Origin of the sequence: Bacillus spizizenii TU-B-10 (genome assembly GCF_000227465.1) — a bacterium.
GTDB lineage: Bacteria > Bacillota > Bacilli > Bacillales > Bacillaceae > Bacillus > Bacillus spizizenii.
Genome location: NC_016047.1, coordinates 2,288,447 through 2,304,129, shown reverse-complemented (window position 1 = coordinate 2,304,129; position 15,683 = coordinate 2,288,447). Strand labels below are relative to the sequence as shown.

Annotated in this window: 17 protein-coding genes and 1 other RNA gene; 15 read left to right on the top strand and 3 right to left on the bottom strand. The window is 44.0% G+C overall.

Going from position 1 to position 15,683, the window contains the following annotated elements; all coding sequences use genetic code 11:
• Window positions 1–134: 134 nt before the first annotated feature.
• From GYO_RS33270 to GYO_RS33235, 9 genes are all read left to right on the top strand, one after another.
• Window positions 135–641, top strand: coding sequence for a PTS sugar transporter subunit IIA (locus GYO_RS33270; protein WP_014114176.1), 507 nt, complete (start codon window positions 135–137; stop codon window positions 639–641).
• A 102-nt stretch (window positions 642–743) separates the two neighbouring features.
• Complete coding sequence (gene mrfA, locus GYO_RS33265; protein ID WP_014114175.1) at window positions 744–2,993, top strand: ATP-dependent helicase MrfA; 2,250 nt, start codon at window positions 744–746, stop codon at window positions 2,991–2,993.
• Between the two features lie 15 nt (window positions 2,994–3,008).
• Entirely contained in the window at window positions 3,009–4,259 is a 1,251-nt protein-coding gene (locus GYO_RS33260; RefSeq protein WP_014114174.1) for a ribonuclease H-like domain-containing protein, read from the top strand.
• Between the two features lie 99 nt (window positions 4,260–4,358).
• Window positions 4,359–4,487: a hypothetical protein gene (locus GYO_RS43755; protein WP_014114173.1), complete on the top strand. Its 129-nt coding sequence runs from the start codon at window positions 4,359–4,361 to the stop codon at window positions 4,485–4,487.
• An 83-nt stretch (window positions 4,488–4,570) separates the two neighbouring features.
• Window positions 4,571–4,795 carry a spore coat protein CotD gene (gene cotD / locus GYO_RS33250; RefSeq protein ID WP_003225625.1) on the top strand — a complete coding sequence of 75 codons (225 nt, stop codon included), beginning with the start codon at window positions 4,571–4,573 and terminating at the stop codon, window positions 4,793–4,795.
• Window positions 4,796–4,883: 88 nt separating this feature from the next.
• Complete coding sequence (locus GYO_RS33245; RefSeq protein ID WP_003225627.1) at window positions 4,884–5,429, top strand: SLOG family protein; 546 nt, start codon at window positions 4,884–4,886, stop codon at window positions 5,427–5,429.
• A 75-nt stretch (window positions 5,430–5,504) separates the two neighbouring features.
• Entirely contained in the window at window positions 5,505–5,801 is a 297-nt protein-coding gene (gene gpsB / locus GYO_RS33240; protein WP_003225629.1) for a cell division regulator GpsB, read from the top strand.
• A gap of 65 nt (window positions 5,802–5,866) precedes the next feature.
• Window positions 5,867–6,248, top strand: an RNA gene (rnpB, locus tag GYO_RS43405) — RNase P RNA component class B.
• A gap of 100 nt (window positions 6,249–6,348) precedes the next feature.
• Entirely contained in the window at window positions 6,349–7,506 is a 1,158-nt protein-coding gene (locus tag GYO_RS33235; protein WP_014114172.1) for a THUMP domain-containing class I SAM-dependent RNA methyltransferase, read from the top strand.
• Window positions 7,507–7,558: 52 nt separating this feature from the next.
• Here GYO_RS33235 and GYO_RS43400 read toward each other — a convergent pair whose 3' ends face one another.
• Window positions 7,559–7,711: a YpzG family protein gene (locus tag GYO_RS43400; protein WP_010327933.1), complete on the bottom strand. Its 153-nt coding sequence runs from the start codon at window positions 7,709–7,711 to the stop codon at window positions 7,559–7,561.
• 162 nt (window positions 7,712–7,873) lie between these two features.
• On the opposite strand from GYO_RS43400, the gene GYO_RS33230 reads away from it, so the two are divergent.
• Both GYO_RS33230 and GYO_RS33225 read left to right on the top strand, forming a co-directional pair.
• Complete coding sequence (locus tag GYO_RS33230; RefSeq protein ID WP_014114171.1) at window positions 7,874–8,065, top strand: hypothetical protein; 192 nt, start codon at window positions 7,874–7,876, stop codon at window positions 8,063–8,065.
• A gap of 103 nt (window positions 8,066–8,168) precedes the next feature.
• Window positions 8,169–10,094, top strand: coding sequence for an ATP-dependent DNA helicase (locus GYO_RS33225; RefSeq protein WP_014114170.1), 1,926 nt, complete (start codon window positions 8,169–8,171; stop codon window positions 10,092–10,094).
• 42 nt (window positions 10,095–10,136) lie between these two features.
• Here the strand turns inward: GYO_RS33225 and kduD are convergent, their stop codons facing one another.
• Together kduD and kduI are read right to left on the bottom strand one after the other, a co-directional pair.
• Window positions 10,137–10,901 (bottom strand): 2-dehydro-3-deoxy-D-gluconate 5-dehydrogenase KduD, encoded by a 765-nt coding sequence (gene kduD, locus GYO_RS33220; RefSeq protein ID WP_014114169.1) that lies wholly within the window; start codon window positions 10,899–10,901, stop codon window positions 10,137–10,139.
• Window position 10,902: 1 nt separating this feature from the next.
• Window positions 10,903–11,730 (bottom strand): 5-dehydro-4-deoxy-D-glucuronate isomerase, encoded by an 828-nt coding sequence (kduI, locus tag GYO_RS33215; protein WP_014114168.1) that lies wholly within the window; start codon window positions 11,728–11,730, stop codon window positions 10,903–10,905.
• 221 nt (window positions 11,731–11,951) lie between these two features.
• Between kduI and kdgR the strand changes: the two genes are divergently transcribed.
• Genes kdgR through kdgT form a run of 4 tightly spaced genes read left to right on the top strand, consistent with a single transcriptional unit; the run spans window position 11,952 to window position 15,611 of the window.
• Complete coding sequence (gene kdgR / locus GYO_RS33210) at window positions 11,952–12,971, top strand: pectin utilization transcriptional regulator KdgR (protein WP_014114166.1); 1,020 nt, start codon at window positions 11,952–11,954, stop codon at window positions 12,969–12,971.
• Between the two features lie 37 nt (window positions 12,972–13,008).
• Complete coding sequence (gene kdgK, locus GYO_RS33205; protein WP_014114165.1) at window positions 13,009–13,983, top strand: 2-dehydro-3-deoxygluconokinase; 975 nt, start codon at window positions 13,009–13,011, stop codon at window positions 13,981–13,983.
• 1 nt (window position 13,984) lies between these two features.
• Window positions 13,985–14,575, top strand: coding sequence for a bifunctional 4-hydroxy-2-oxoglutarate aldolase/2-dehydro-3-deoxy-phosphogluconate aldolase (gene eda, locus GYO_RS33200; protein ID WP_014114164.1), 591 nt, complete (start codon window positions 13,985–13,987; stop codon window positions 14,573–14,575).
• Between the two features lie 43 nt (window positions 14,576–14,618).
• Window positions 14,619–15,611 (top strand): 2-keto-3-deoxygluconate transporter, encoded by a 993-nt coding sequence (gene kdgT / locus GYO_RS33195; protein ID WP_014114163.1) that lies wholly within the window; start codon window positions 14,619–14,621, stop codon window positions 15,609–15,611.
• Window positions 15,612–15,683: the final 72 nt, after the last annotated feature.

The following is a 15,683-nucleotide window of genomic DNA, read 5'->3' as shown; positions in this document are numbered from 1 at the left end:
TGCCACCGCCTTTTTTATCCAGATTATGCGCCTATGCCAGATGTTGTTATAAATTGAAGCAAAATTGAAAGTGTGGTTAAATAGTGGTGAATGAAGGGATAACGGTTGAAGCGAATGAGAAGGGAGAAAACACATTGCTGAAAAAATTATTCGGAATGGGCAAAACTCAGGAAAAAGTGACAGAAGAGGTTATTTATTCTCCGGCAGACGGTACGGTATTGGACCTGACAGATGTGCCGGACCCTGTTTTTTCACAGAAAATGATGGGGGAAGGAATAGCGGTGGAACCGTCAAACGGTGAAATCGTTTCACCTGTTGAAGGTGAAGTGATTCAGATTTTCCACACCAAACACGCCGTTGGCATTCGGACTCGCTCAGGAATTGAACTGTTAATTCATGTCGGGCTGGAAACGGTCAATATGAACGGAGAAGGGTTTACTGCCCACATCAAAGAAGGGGACAAAGTGAAGGTCGGTGACCCGCTGATTACGTGTGATTTGGAATTAATCAAAGAAAAAGCGAGCAGTACCGTCATCCCCATCGTTATTATGAATGGTGAGGCTGTAGGATCAATTGTGCCGGCAGGGGAAAAGGCTGCTAACAAAGGTAAAACAAAGCTCCTTACAATAAAAGCGAAATAAGCAGGGCGTATGCCTTGCTTTTTTTGTTCGATTGTATAAAATTTGCACCTAGCCATGCAAACAAATATTCGGTAAACTGTACTTGACAAAGAGGTGTAAAGAATGAAAAAGAAATCACTGACTGAGCTCATTTCTGAGTTAAAAGGAAATGAAAACGTTGTGAATTGGCATGAAATTGAGCCTCGTGAAGCAAGAACAAGGCCGATGCCTGAAAGTATAGATCAAAGAATAAAAGCAGCCCTTTCGAAAAGGGGCATTGATGAACTATATACCCACCAATTCTCCGCTTTTCAATATGTGCAAAAAGGAGAAAGCATCGTTACCGTAACGCCAACCGCATCAGGAAAAACGTTATGCTATAATCTCCCAGTTCTGCAGTCCATCGCCCAAGACGAAACAAACCGGGCGCTATATTTATTTCCGACTAAAGCGCTGGCACAAGACCAAAAGAGCGAGCTAAATGAAATCATTGATGAAATGGGCATTGATATTAAAAGCTTTACATATGACGGGGATACGTCTCCGGCAATCAGACAAAAGGTGAGAAAAGCAGGTCATATTGTCATTACAAACCCCGATATGCTGCATTCTGCCATTCTTCCGCATCATACGAAATGGGTCAGTTTGTTTGAAAACCTTAAGTATATCGTCATCGATGAGCTTCATACGTATCGCGGCGTTTTCGGGAGCCATGTGGCGAATGTGATCCGGCGGCTGAAGCGGATCTGCCAGTTTTATGGAAGTGATCCGGTTTTTATTTGTACTTCCGCAACGATTGCCAACCCGAAGGAATTGGGAGAGCAGCTGACGGGCAAACCGATGCGGCTGGTCGATGACAACGGCGCCCCGAGCGGACGGAAGCACTTCGTGTTTTATAATCCGCCAATTGTGAACAAACCGTTGAATATTAGAAAGAGCGCAACAGCAGAAGTGAATGAACTGGCGAAAGAGTTCCTGAAAAACAAAGTGCAGACCATTGTTTTTGCCAGAAGCAGAGTCCGGGTGGAGATTATTTTAAGCCATATTCAAGAGCTTGTGAAAAAAGAGATTGGGACAAAGTCAATCAGAGGCTATCGGGGGGGCTATCTTCCGAAAGAGCGAAGAGAAATCGAAAGAGGTCTGAGAGAAGGCGAAATTTTAGGAGTGGTCAGTACGAATGCCTTAGAGCTTGGTGTTGATATCGGCCAGCTGCAAGTGTGTGTGATGACGGGGTATCCTGGAAGTGTGGCAAGTGCATGGCAGCAGGCGGGGCGAGCCGGCAGAAGACACGGTGAGTCTTTGATTATCATGGTCGCCAATTCAACGCCGATCGATCAATATATTGTGCGGCATCCCGAATATTTCTTTAACCGTTCGCCGGAATCTGCAAGAATCAATCCGGAGAATTTGATTATTTTAGTAGACCACTTAAAGTGTGCGGCTTATGAGCTTCCTTTTAGAGCTGATGAAGAGTTTGGGCCGATGGATGTAAGTGATATTCTTGAGTACCTTCAGGAAGAGGCCGTTCTTCACCGGAATGGCGAACGGTATCATTGGGCAAGTGAATCATTTCCTGCATCAAATATCAGCTTGCGTTCCGCATCACAGGAAAATGTCGTTATTGTTGATCAATCGGATATTGCAAATGTAAGGATTATCGGTGAAATGGATCGTTTTAGCGCGATGACGCTTTTGCATGATGAAGCGATTTATTTGCATGAAGGGGTTCAATATCAAGTAGAGAAGCTCGATTGGGACCATAAAAAGGCTTATGTCAGAAAAGTCGATGTCGAATATTACACGGATGCCAACCTGGCAGTTCAGCTAAAAGTATTAGAAATTGATAAAACGAAGGAAAAAAGCCGTACGTCATTGCACTATGGTGACGTCACTGTCAATGCCCTGCCGACCATTTTTAAAAAAATTAAAATGACCACTTTTGAAAATATCGGGTCTGGTCCTATTCATTTGCCGGAAGAAGAACTGCATACAAGTGCAGCTTGGCTCGAAATCAAAACAGCAGATGAAGACATCGGGGAAAAGACGCTGGAACAGCTGCTTCTTGGCATCTCAAATGTGCTGCAGCATATTGTCCCTGTGTATATTATGTGTGACCGAAACGATGTTCATGTCATTTCTCAAATCAAAGCAGCCCATACCGGATTGCCGACGATCTTTTTGTACGATCATTATCCGGGCGGCATCGGTTTGGCTGAGGAAGTCTTCAAACGTTTTTCAGACATTAATGAAGCGGCAAAACAGCTCATTAAGCAATGTCCTTGTCATGACGGCTGTCCGTCTTGTATAGGTACCGAAATAGAAGGGATAAAAGCAAAGGAAAGAATTTTGCAGCTGTTGGATCAAATGGCGTAAGGAGGGAGGTCAGATATGTCATTAAAAGGGAAACTCCAGCGAATGAAAAAGCATATGGTGCTCGACGAAGGAGAACATAAAATAGAAGCAGGCCAACGAGAAAACAATTTTGCTGAAATCCCGTTTTTAGAAGAGTGGGAGGCTTTTGGCATGAAGCCTTTTTTCTTCGAAGATGAATACTGCCTCATCAGAGAAGTAGAATATCCGCTTTCTCACCGCCATGGGTTATACCGTTTTTCTGAGCTTGATGAAGTGATTACACTGTGGAATCAAAGCAGCCTGTCGCATACTTTGTCAGCAAAAGGGTATAACAAAAACAGTCTCTTTTTCTTTGATACAGAAACAACTGGTCTTGGAGGCGGAGCCGGAAATACCATTTTTTTGCTTGGCCATGCGAGAGTATATGAAGACCGAGTGACAGTCAAACAGCATCTTTTGCCCAAACCGGGGAATGAAGTCGCCTTGTATCAAAGCTTTTTAAGTGAGGTTGACATTACATCACTTGTAACCTACAACGGAAAAGCCTTTGATTGGCCGCAGGTGAAAACAAGGCACACATTGATCCGTGACAGACTTCCGAAGCTCCCGGAGTTCGGTCACTTTGACCTTCTGCATGGAGCAAGACGCCTGTGGAAACACAAAATGGACCGCGTATCACTTGGCACGGTTGAAAAAGAGGAGCTCGGCATTCACAGACAAGAAGACACACCGGGCTACTTGGCGCCAATGCTTTACTTTCATTTTATCAAGGCGCAAGAGCCTGATCTTTTAAAAGGTGTCCTGCATCATAATGAAATGGATGTGCTATCGCTCATTTCATTGTACATTCATATGTCTAAAAAAATTCTATCAGCATCTTATACGCCAAAAGAGCACATTGAGCACAGTGAAGCTTATGCCATGGCGAAATGGTTTATGGCCCATAAAGAAACGGATCAAGCGGTCAAACAGCTGGAAAGGCTTAAAGAAAAGTCGTTTGAGGATCAGGACAGAGCACGGCTGGATTTATCGCTCCTGTACAAAAAACAAAACCGATTGGAAGAAGCAGTGCCGCTTTGGGAAAAGTTGTCCCGCTCCCAAAATCAGAAGTGCAGATACACTGCTGTGATAGAGCTCGCGAAATATTTTGAGCATAAGAAAAAAGAGTTTGGCAAAGCATTGTATATAGCAGAACAATTACATAGTGATGCGGCATTCTTATCAGAAAAAGAATCAGAAAAACTGCAAGTAAGAATTGCCCGGCTGAAGAGGAAATATTCCTCTTAAATATTCCCCGGGAAAGCGCAAAAGACGACTTGTTTCGCCATGAATTTTTTTGCTGAATTCACATTGATTTTGTTGTAGAATAGCGGCGAATCCTGTAAAATGACGGTAGTTATTTTTAAAGGGAGAGTTGGTATGTATAAGGGTGTTTTTTACTTGTTCTTTGTTGTGGTATTTTTGATTGCTTTTGTGTTTTCAAACTTTAAAGACAGTTTAATTGTACACTTTTAAAATAGGTCTTTGCATTAGAACATGTACCCCTTATTTTTCATATCTTAGTATTGTAATAAAGTTTATGGAAAGGGGATTTAAACATGCATCACTGCAGACCGCACATGATGGCGCCGATTGTCCATCCTACTCATTGCTGTGAACACCATACGTTTTCAAATACTATCGTGCCGCATATTCACCCACAGCACACAACAAACGTAAATCACCAGCATTTTCAGCACGTTCACTACTTTCCACATACTTTCTCAAATGTTGATCCGGCAACGCATCAGCATTTTCAAGCAGGAAAACCTTGCTGCGACTAGTATGGAAACGTGCAGCTTGATGGTGTAAACAAACAGCACATCAAAATGGGGCCCAATGGGAGCCCCATTTTTTAAAGCAGGTGAAGTAATGAAAGTATTGGCAGTAACAGGATACAAGCCATTTGAACTCGGGATTTTTAAACAGGATGATAAGGCACTGTATTACATAAAAAAAGCGATCAAAAACCGGTTGATCGGACTTTTAGATGAGGGCTTAGAATGGATTTTAATATCGGGCCAGCTTGGAGCGGAACTGTGGGCGGCTGAAGCTGCATATGATCTGCAGGAGGAATACCCTGATTTAAAGGTAGCTGTGATTACTCCTTTTTACGATCAGGAAAAGAACTGGAAAGAGCCTAATAAAGAGCTTTATGAAGCTGTTCTGGCACAGGCTGACTATGAAGAAAGCCTGACTCACAGGCCGTATGAAAGCCCGCTACAATTTAAACAAAAAAATCAGTTCTTCATAGAAAAATCAGATGCGCTGATGCTTTTATATGATCCTGAGAGGGAAGGATCTCCAAGGTACATGCTTGAGACGGCTGAAAAGAGACGCGAACAGGATGGCTATCCCATTTACTTTATCACAATGGATGACTTGAGAGTGACAGTAGAGGAAGACAGCTACTCATAGCAATAAGAGAAATTTGACAACCGTACAGATTTCTGAAAAAATATATGTAATGATTCACGATACGAGGTGAAAAAGATGCTTGCTGATAAAGTAAAGCTTTCTGCGAAAGAAATTTTGGAAAAAGAATTTAAAACAGGCGTTAGAGGCTACAAGCAAGAAGACGTTGACAAATTTTTAGATATGATTATTAAGGATTATGAAACCTTCCATCAAGAAATTGAAGAACTGCAGCAGGAAAATCTGCAGCTGAAAAAACAGCTTGAAGAAGCCAGCAAAAAACAGCCTGTGCAATCTAACACAACGAATTTTGATATTTTAAAACGGCTGTCCAACTTAGAAAAACACGTTTTTGGCAGCAAGCTTTATGATTGATCGCGCTTGAAAAAAATGGCGCTTGTAAATTGCAATCAGTTGTTATATAATAATTCATGTTCTTAACGTTCGGGTAATCGCTGTAGATCTTGAATCTGTAGAGGAAAGTCCATGCTCGCACGGTGCTGAGATGCCCGTAGTGTTCGTGCCTAGCGAAGTCATAAGCTAGGGCAGCCTTGATAGGCTGACGGCAGGAAAAAAGCCTACGTCCTTTGGATATGGCTGAGTATCCTTGAAAGTGCCACAGTGACGAAGTCTCACTAGAAATGGTGAGAGTGGAACGCGGTAAACCCCTCGAGCGAGAAACCCAAATTTTGGTAGGGGAACCTTCTTGACGGAATTCAACGGAGAGAAGGACAGAAAGCTTTCTGTAGATAGATGATTGCCGCCCGAGTACGAGGTGATGAGCCGTTTGCAGTACGACGGAACAAAACATGGCTTACAGAACGTTAGATCACTTACATTTAAAATGATGAAAACAAGCTCTCCCGTATAAGGAGAGCTTTTATCTTGAAAAGAGAAAAGTTTTAAAAGACAGGGTGATACGATGAAGAAGTATACACTAATTGCAACGGCGCCGATGGGCATTGAAGCTGTTGTCGCAAAGGAAGTACGAGATTTAGGATACGAATGCAAGGTTGATAACGGAAAAGTTATTTTCGAAGGTGATGCGCTTGCCATTTGCCGTGCGAACCTTTGGCTTAGAACAGCCGACCGCATAAAGGTTCAGGTTGCTTCTTTTAAAGCGAAAACATTTGATGAACTGTTTGAAAAAACGAAAGCGATTAACTGGCGCTCATTTATACCTGAGAATGGGAAATTCCCTGTCATCGGGAAATCGGTAAAATCAACACTTGCAAGCGTTCCTGACTGTCAGCGGATCGTCAAAAAAGCAATTGTCGAAAAGCTCAAGCTGCAGTCCGGCAAAGCCAATGACTGGATTGAAGAAACAGGTGCCGAGTATAAGGTGGAAATTTCTTTATTGAAAGATCAAGCGGTTATTACGCTGGATTCGTCAGGGACAGGGCTCCATAAACGAGGATACCGTGTCGACCAGGGCGGCGCGCCGATTAAAGAAACACTTGCTGCCGCTTTAGTGCAATTAACCAATTGGACCCCGGACCGTCCATTTGTCGATCCTTTCTGCGGTTCCGGAACGATTGCGATTGAAGCCGCGTTAATCGGCCAAAACATCGCCCCCGGATTTAACCGCGATTTTGTCTCAGAGGATTGGGAATGGATCGGAAAAGATCGGTGGGACAAAGCACGGCTCGAAGTCGAAGAAAAGGCGAACTATGACCAGCCGCTTACGATTTTCGCAAGCGACATAGACCACCGTATGGTTCAAATCGCAAAAGAGAATGCAGAGGAAGCAGGCTTGGGGGATTTAATCCAATTTAAGCAGATGCAGGTCAAAGACTTCACGACAAATCTGGAGTTTGGCGTAATTGTCGGCAATCCGCCTTATGGAGAACGTCTCGGCGAGAAAAAAGCCGTTGAGCACATGTACAAAGAAATGGGACAGGCGTTCGAACCGCTTGATACCTGGTCTGTGTATATGCTGACATCAAATGAGAATTTTGAGGAAGCATACGGCAGAAAAGCGACGAAGAAACGAAAGCTCTTTAACGGATTTATTAAAACGGATTATTATCAATACTGGTCAAAAGTAAGGCCGCAGCGCAAGAAAACAGAAAACGCATAAAAAGAAGACGCTCTACATGCGTCTTCTTTCATCTTTCAGCCATATTCTATCGTTACCAACGGTGCGCTTTCGCGTTGCTTCTCAATATAATGTTGGTTTGGGACATTTCAGTGTGACCGTTTACTTGAGACTTAGAACGTTTAGGCCGCGTCCAATTGTGATGAAACAGTTCAGAATGCTGATCTAATCGATTTCTATAACTCATGTCAACATCACTCCCTGATAGAATATTGTTGATAAGACGGATATTCCGGGTACGGGATATCGAGTGTAGTTTGTGCATATTTCGGCGATAACATGCGGAAAGCATGTATATAAAATGAAAAGTTCGCATACAATGATGATTATTTCCATCAGAGGTGATCTCATGCTGAACAGCGAACATTTTAATCTCATTCAAAGGGCGCTTGACGCAACAGCCAACGAGCTGAAGGAGCACGGGGCTGATTCGTCTCCGTCTGTGATGTCGCATGCACTAAATGATTTAGAAAAAGCGGTGGAACATATTTATTCAACAGACCATCCTTTTTTATCGGCGCATGTGATCAATCGAAAGTAAGTTGTAAAAAAACTTGGCATTGCCAAGTTTTTTTATTGTATTCATCAGTAGGAAATGATATTATTGGTGGTCTGAATGTCGAATAGTTGGGGGTTGAAACTAGGTGACAACATCACGTTTGCCTTTTTCTTTAACGAAAACAAAGAATTTTTATGAAGAATTGAACAATTGGATTGGTGACGTGTTTTACGATATCCTTCCCGAAAAAGGGTTTGATCTTCGGGATGAGCAAGTATTTATGGCTTTTCAGCTGGAGCGGGCGTTTAAAGAGAAAAAAGTCATGTTTGCCGAAGCTGGAGTGGGAACGGGGAAAACGCTGGTTTATCTTCTTTTCGCGATCAGCTATGCAAGATATGTCGGCAAACCTGCCATTATCGCTTGTGCTGATGAAACATTAATCGAACAGCTAGTGAAAAAAGAGGGCGATATTTCAAAGCTGGCTGAGCATTTGGATCTGAAAATTGATACAAGGCTGTCGAAGTCACATGAGCAATATTTATGCTTGAAGAAGCTTGAAAAAACGATGCAGCGATCTGATGATGATAAATGGCTGGATCTTTATGAGTCATTACCCTCATTTGTTCATGAATCACAGGCGATGCAGCGCTTTTATCCGTATGGCGACCGTAAGCAGTACGCAAATCTATCAAATGAAGAATGGTCTGAAGTAAGCTACGACTCGTTTCAGGATTGTCTGACTTGTGATATGAGACATAGATGCGGTTTGACACTTTCCAGAGATTATTACCGCAAGTCAACGGACTTGATCATTTGTTCCCATGATTTTTATATGGAGCATGTGTGGACGGAAGAATCGCGCAAACGAGAAGGCCAGCTGCCGCTCTTGCCTGATCATAGTGCTGTTGTATTTGATGAAGGACATCTGTTAGAGTTTGCTGCACAAAAAGCGTTAACCTACAGAGTGAAGCAGTCTACTCTTGAATTGTTTTTAGAACGTTTGCTTCAAAATGACATCAGAGAAGAGTTTGCTGAACTGATTGAAGATGCGCTTGCTGCAAACGATGAATTTTTCTATGTTCTTTCTGAAGAATCAAAAGAAGTAGCCGGTTCACACCGTTTAGAAATAAAAAATGACCAGCGTGTCAAAAAGGCGGCGGACGAGCTTTGCCGTTTGCTTGATAAAATCGGTGAGGCTCTTGTGTTCGAGTCTGAGATGTACACGATTGATCAATACGAGCTGTCAGTTGTGGAAGAATATGTTGAACAAATGGCGTATTCATTATCTCTATATCAAAAGGATGCGATCAGCTGGCTTGAGAAAAAGGAAGCTGAATCAACCTTTGTTGTGATGCCAAGAACGGTAGCGGAAGTGCTTGGCGAAAAAGTGTTTTCTAAGAAAATTCCTTATATCTTTTCTTCTGCCACGCTGTCAGAAGGCGGTTCGTTTGATTATATTGCCGACAGTCTCGGGATTCACGATTATTTATCATTAACCGTTGATTCTCCTTATGATTATGACGAGCAAATGACCGTTAATCTATATGCAAAAACAGATATGGCTGCTGAACAAAAAACGGCTGAAACGATTGAAACAATCAAACGTTATAAAGGCAGAACGCTGGTGCTTTTCCCTTCTTTTGAAGAATTAAACGAGTTTAAGCAGCTATCGGCGGCTTGGGAGCTGCCGTATCCGATTTTCTTTGAAGGTGATGAGGAAATCAGCAGCTTAGTGGAGAAATTCCAAGAGGAAGAGGAAACAGTACTTTGTTCGGTTCACTTATGGGAAGGACTCGATATTCCTGGTGACGCATTGAAGAATGTTACCATTTGGTCATTGCCATTCCCGCCTCATGATCCTGTATTTACAGCGAAACGCAACGGGGCGAAAAAAGATCCGTTCGAAGAAGTTGATCTGCCATATATGTTATTACGCGTACGGCAGGGCATCGGGCGCCTGATTCGTTCGAATCAAGACAGCGGCTCGATTCACATTTACGCTGGCGGAGAAAATGGACGCATCATTGATGAAGTCAAAAAGGTCTTGCCTGTTAAACCGCATATGATGTAATAGAAAAAGCTGACGATCGTGTTCGTCAGCTTTTTTAATGTGTCAGCGGGATAGCCAGCCGCCGTCAACTGCTAAAATATGCCCATTTACATAATCTGAAGCACGTGATGCCAAAAAGACTGCAGTTCCCCCGATATCATCTGCTTTGCCCCAGCGGCCGGCAGGGATTCTTTTTAAAATGTCCTCATTTCGCTTTTCATCATCCCGAATAGGCTGTGTATTCGCGGTAGAAATATAGCCCGGGGCGATTGCGTTGACCTGAACACCGGACGCCGCCCACTCATTTGCAAATGATTTTGTCAAACCGGCAACCGCGTGTTTGCTCGCTGTGTAAGCGGGAACGAGGATACCGCCTTGAAAAGATAGGAGAGAGGCGATATTAATAATCTTTCCATAACCTCTTTTCAGCATGTAACTGCCTGCCAGCTGTGTCAGAATAAACAAGCTGTTTAGATTGACATTCAGTACATGCTGCCAGTTCTCTTCTGCAAAATGCTCCGCTTTTTCTCGGTGAATAATACCGGCATTATTGACAAGAATGTCGATCTGCCGGCTTTCGAACAGCTCAGCTGCAGAATCCTTTATCGCTTCTGGCTTGCTCATGTCCAATGTAAAAGACATAAACGTTCGGCCTTCTTGTTCCACAAGCTGCTGTGTTTCAGACAGGCTGCTTTTATGTGATGTGCCGATAATATCAGCGCCGGCCCCGGCCAGCGCTTTGGCAATTCCTTGACCGATTCCCGTTCCCGGTCCTGTTACCAGCGCTGTTTTTCCTTCTAATGAAAAGGCGTCATGTAGATAACTCATCTTATTTCAGCCCATCCATCGGAACGACATCCATGTCCGTGAATGTGTAGTTTTCTCCAGCCATTGCCCACACAAAGCTGTAGTTTGATGTTCCTGCGCCAGAGTGAATAGACCAAGCAGGAGAAAGGACAGCCTGCTCATTTCCGACAACTAGGTGGCGGGTTTCGTCCGGCTGGCCCATGAAGTGAAACACCTTCGAATCCTTCTCAAGATCAAGGTAAAGATAAGCCTCCATCCGGCGGTCATGGACGTGTGCCGGCATAGTATTCCAATTGTTGTTTTGATCTAACATCGTAATTCCCATCATAAGCTGACAGCTTTTAATGCCATCTTGATGAATGACTTTGTACAGGCTTCTGACGTTAGACGCTGCATCATCGCCAAGCCGGTCCGGTGTCAGTTCAGAAAGAGCGGCTTTTTGCGTCGGATAGCTTTGATGGGCACAAGCGGAGACGAAGTAAAACTTAGCTTGTTCTCCGTTCAGGCTTGTGAATGCTACATCCTGATTGCCCATTCCGATATAGAGAAAATCCTTTGTTTGAAGCACATATTCATCATCACCAACCCTGACAGCGCCAGGCTGGCCGACATTAATAATCCCGATTTCACGCCGTTCTAAAAAGAAATCTGTTTTAAGGAAATCCCCGGCATCAAGCTTCAGGTCACTTTGCCCAGGAGCGGCGCCGCCGATGACAACCCGGTCTTCATGTGAGTAATACATCGTAAGTTTGTTTTCCGTAAATAAAGTATCCATTAAGAAATGACTGCGAAGCTCCTCTGTTGTAAAGCGTTTTACTTGTTCAGGGTGTACAGAATAACGGTTTTCCATTGTATTTCCCCCTTGGTTAGGATTTCGGCATCACTTGAATGAAAATATTTTGGTAACGGTTTCAAAGAAAATTTTAGGATAAATAGTGAAAAGAGTCAACGGGAAAATTGTGAATAAGCACATTATTAAAAAAACTCTTTCCAAATTTTAAAAATATGGTATTCTTTTGTTGTAACGGTTTTGAAATCGGTTTCAAATATATGAGATACAGGAGCACTTGAATGAAAAAGAAAACAACTGGCCATACGACCATCAAAGACGTAGCTGAATATGCAGGAGTTTCGAAATCGACAGTTTCCCGCTATATCAACGGAAAAATTGATGCGATTTCTCCTGAAAAAGTGAAAAACATTAAAAAGGCAATTGCAGAATTGAATTATCGACCAAGTAAAATGGCACAAGGTTTGAAAATAAAAAAAAGCAAATTAATCGGATTTGTTGTAGCTGACATTACAAATCCTTTTTCGGTCGCGGCTTTCAGGGGAGTCGAAGAGGTTTGTGATCAATATGGCTACAGCATTATGGTGTGCAACACAGATAACAGTCCTGAAAAAGAGCGGGAAATGCTCTTAAAGCTTGAAGCCCATTCGGTTGAAGGGCTGATTTTAAACGCAACCGGAGAAAACAAGGATGTGCTGCACGCCTTTGCCGAACAGCAAATTCCAACGATATTAATTGACCGGAAACTTCCGGATCTGAAACTGGATACGGTAACAACTGACAACAGAAGGATCACAAAAGAGATTCTTCAGAAGATTTACAGCAAAGGGTACACTGATGTCGCGCTGTTTACCGAACCGATTTCATCAATCAGCCCTCGTGCAGAAAGAGCAGCTGTGTATCAGGAAATGGCTTCGGCCCAAAATGCGAACGGGCTTGTAAGAATGTATGAAATTGACGTGAAAAACAAGGAGAAGCTTAAGGTGGCGCTTCGTTCTTTTCACAAGGAGATGCCGGAGCAAAAAAAAGCGATTCTGGCTTTGAACGGCTTAATTATGCTGAAAATCATCAGCTGTATGGAAGAGCTTGGCCTGCGCATCCCTCAAGATATAGGGATTGCTGGGTTTGATGATACGGAATGGTATAAACTGATTGGTTCGGGCATTACAACGATCGCCCAGCCGTCACATGATATGGGCAGGACGGCGATGGAACGTGTATTAAAAAGGATTGAAGGTGACAAGGGAGCGCCTCAAACCATTGAATTAGAGGCAGAAGTCATCATGAGACAGTCACTTTAATCCTAGGTGCCCTCAACTAAGAGGAGGTTAGGAAGAGATGAAGCTTGATGCGGTGACATTCGGGGAATCGATGGCCATGTTTTACGCAAATGAGTATGGAGGCCTTCATGAAGTATCCACTTTTTCTAAAGGGCTGGCCGGAGCGGAAAGCAATGTCGCTTGCGGCCTGGCCAGACTCGGATTTCAGATGGGCTGGATGAGCAAGGTAGGCAATGATCAGCTCGGAACATTTATTTTACAGGAGCTTAAAAAAGAGGGAGTGGATGTGTCCCGCGTGATCCGCTCGCAGGACGGAAATCCCACTGGTCTACTGCTGAAGTCAAAAGTGAAAGAAGGCGATCCGCAAGTTACCTATTACAGGAAAAACTCAGCTGCAAGCACATTAACTTCTGCTGAATATCCGAGAGATTATTTTCAATCCGCAGGCCATTTGCATGTAACAGGTATTCCGCCTGCCTTATCAGCCGATATGAAAGACTTCACGTATCATGTTATGAACGACATGAGAAACGCCGGGAAGACGATTTCACTCGACCCCAATTTGAGAGCTTCACTTTGGCCTGATCAAGCAACAATGGTATACACAATCAATGATTTGGCTGGGCTTGCAGACTGGTTTTTCCCGGGGATCGCAGAGGGAGAGCTATTGACCGGAGAAAAAACACCTGAAGGCATTGCAGACTATTATCTGAAAAAAGGTGTAAGCTTTGTCGCTATTAAACTCGGAAAAGAAGGCGCTTACTTTAAAACGAAGACAAGTGAAGGATTTGCAGAAGGCTTCCGGGTCGACCGGGTGGTTGATACAGTCGGTGCCGGAGACGGATTTGCAGTCGGTGTGATCAGTGGTATCCTCGACGGTTTATCGTACAAGGATGCGGTGCAAAGGGGAAATGCGATTGGCGCTTTGCAAGTGCAGGCACCGGGGGATATGGACGGCCTGCCGACCAGGGAGAAATTAGCCGCGTATTTATCTGCTCAAAGAACGGTTTACCAAAAGAAAGGGGATTATTAATATGGAGTCTAAAATCGTTGAAAACCGTCTGAAAGAAGCAAGGCTGATTGCAGTCATCCGCTCAAATGATAAACAGGAGGCTTGTCAGCAGATTGAGAGTTTACTAGATAAAGGGATTCGTGCGGTTGAAGTGACTTATACGACGCCTGGGGCTTCAGATATTATCGATTCCTTCCGTAATAGAGAAGATATCTTAATCGGCGCGGGCACGGTCATCACTGCACAGCAAGCGGGAGAAGCTGCTGAGGCTGGCGCACAGTTTATTGTCAGTCCGGGTTTTTCAGCTGACCTTGCTGAACACCTTTCTTTTTTAAAGACACATTATATCCCTGGCGTATTGACTCCGAGCGAAATCATGCAAGCGCTGACATGTGGTTTTACTACATTGAAGCTATTCCCAAGCGGTGTGTTTGGCATCCCATTTATGAAAAATTTAGCGGGCCCTTTCCCGCAGGTGACCTTTATTCCGACAGGCGGGATACATCCGTCTGAAGTGCCGAATTGGCTCAAAGCCGGAGCTGGCGCCGTCGGCGTCGGAAGCCAGCTGGGCAGCTGTTCAAAAGATGATTTGCAGGCTGTTTTCCAAGTGTAAGTGAGATTGTTTTTTCATAACCGGAGGATGGGAGAATCCACATATGAAAATCAAAGCGACAATTGAACGGGTACCTGGCGGAATGATGATTATTCCGCTGTTTCTGGGAGCAGCGCTCAATACGTTTGCGCCTGGAACAGCGGAGTTCTTTGGAGGGTTTACGGGTGCTTTGATTACCGGAACGCTGCCGATACTGGGTGTTTTTATTTTTTGCGTAGGAGCGACGATTGATTTTCGTTCTTCAGGCTATATCGCAAGGAAAGGAATCACATTATTATTGGGGAAGGTCGGATTTGCGGCGCTGCTTGGCGTGATCGCAGCGCAATTTATACCTGATGAAGGCATACAATCCGGCTTCTTTGCAGGTCTTTCTGTTTTAGCAATTGTCGCAGTGATGAATGAAACGAACGGCGGCCTGTATTTGGCGCTCATGAATCATATGGGAAGAAAAGAGGATGCTGGCGCTTTCGCGTTTATTAGTACAGAATCAGGGCCTTTTATGACCATGGTGACGTTTGGTGTGACGGGACTTGCCGCATTTCCGTGGGAAACACTGGCAGCGACAGTCATCCCGTTTTTACTCGGGTGTATACTTGGAAATCTTGATCATGACCTCAGAGACTTATTCAGCAAGGTTGTACCGGCGATCATCCCGTTTTTTGCCTTTTCCCTCGGAAACACCTTGAATTTTGGAATGCTGATCCAATCAGGGCTTCTCGGCATTTTTATCGGTGTTTCTGTCGTCATTTTATCGGGAAGCTCCTTGTTTTTGCTTGATCGTTTTGTCGCGCGGGGAGATGGTGTCGCGGGAGTGGCGGCTTCTTCTACGGCGGGGGCAGCTGTAGCCGTGCCATACGCATTAGCGGAAGCGAATGCTTCGTTTGCGCCAGTTGCCGAATCAGCAACCGCAATCATAGCGACAAGCGTTATCGTCACCTCGCTGTTAACCCCGCTGGCAACAGTATGGGTGGATAAAAAAATCAATGAGAAAAAACGGAAAACACCGCCGCCAAAAAATCAAATGACAATCAACTGAACAAAGAAGGCTGCCGCCAAATGCCGGCAGCCTCTTATACAAACAAGTTGACTTTCATACCCCCTTCCATTA

Bases quoted from the DNA above. Each gene is read 5' to 3' on its own strand.
- kdgR (WP_014114166.1), top strand. From the start codon at position 11,952: ATGAAAAAGAAAACAACTGGCCATACGACCATCAAAGACGTAGCTGAA.
- kduD (WP_014114169.1), bottom strand. From the start codon at position 10,901: ATGAGTTATCTACATGACGCCTTTTCATTAGAAGGAAAAACAGCGCTG.
- gpsB (WP_003225629.1), top strand. From the start codon at position 5,505: ATGCTTGCTGATAAAGTAAAGCTTTCTGCGAAAGAAATTTTGGAAAAA.
- GYO_RS43755 (WP_014114173.1), top strand. From the start codon at position 4,359: ATGACGGTAGTTATTTTTAAAGGGAGAGTTGGTATGTATAAGGGTGTT.
- GYO_RS33260 (WP_014114174.1), top strand. From the start codon at position 3,009: ATGTCATTAAAAGGGAAACTCCAGCGAATGAAAAAGCATATGGTGCTC.
- cotD (WP_003225625.1), top strand. From the start codon at position 4,571: ATGCATCACTGCAGACCGCACATGATGGCGCCGATTGTCCATCCTACT.
- kduI (WP_014114168.1), bottom strand. From the start codon at position 11,730: ATGGAAAACCGTTATTCTGTACACCCTGAACAAGTAAAACGCTTTACA.
- GYO_RS33235 (WP_014114172.1), top strand. From the start codon at position 6,349: ATGAAGAAGTATACACTAATTGCAACGGCGCCGATGGGCATTGAAGCT.
- GYO_RS43400 (WP_010327933.1), bottom strand. From the start codon at position 7,711: ATGAGTTATAGAAATCGATTAGATCAGCATTCTGAACTGTTTCATCAC.
- kdgT (WP_014114163.1), top strand. From the start codon at position 14,619: ATGAAAATCAAAGCGACAATTGAACGGGTACCTGGCGGAATGATGATT.
- mrfA (WP_014114175.1), top strand. From the start codon at position 744: ATGAAAAAGAAATCACTGACTGAGCTCATTTCTGAGTTAAAAGGAAAT.
- eda (WP_014114164.1), top strand. From the start codon at position 13,985: ATGGAGTCTAAAATCGTTGAAAACCGTCTGAAAGAAGCAAGGCTGATT.
- kdgK (WP_014114165.1), top strand. From the start codon at position 13,009: ATGAAGCTTGATGCGGTGACATTCGGGGAATCGATGGCCATGTTTTAC.
- GYO_RS33230 (WP_014114171.1), top strand. From the start codon at position 7,874: ATGCTGAACAGCGAACATTTTAATCTCATTCAAAGGGCGCTTGACGCA.
- GYO_RS33245 (WP_003225627.1), top strand. From the start codon at position 4,884: ATGAAAGTATTGGCAGTAACAGGATACAAGCCATTTGAACTCGGGATT.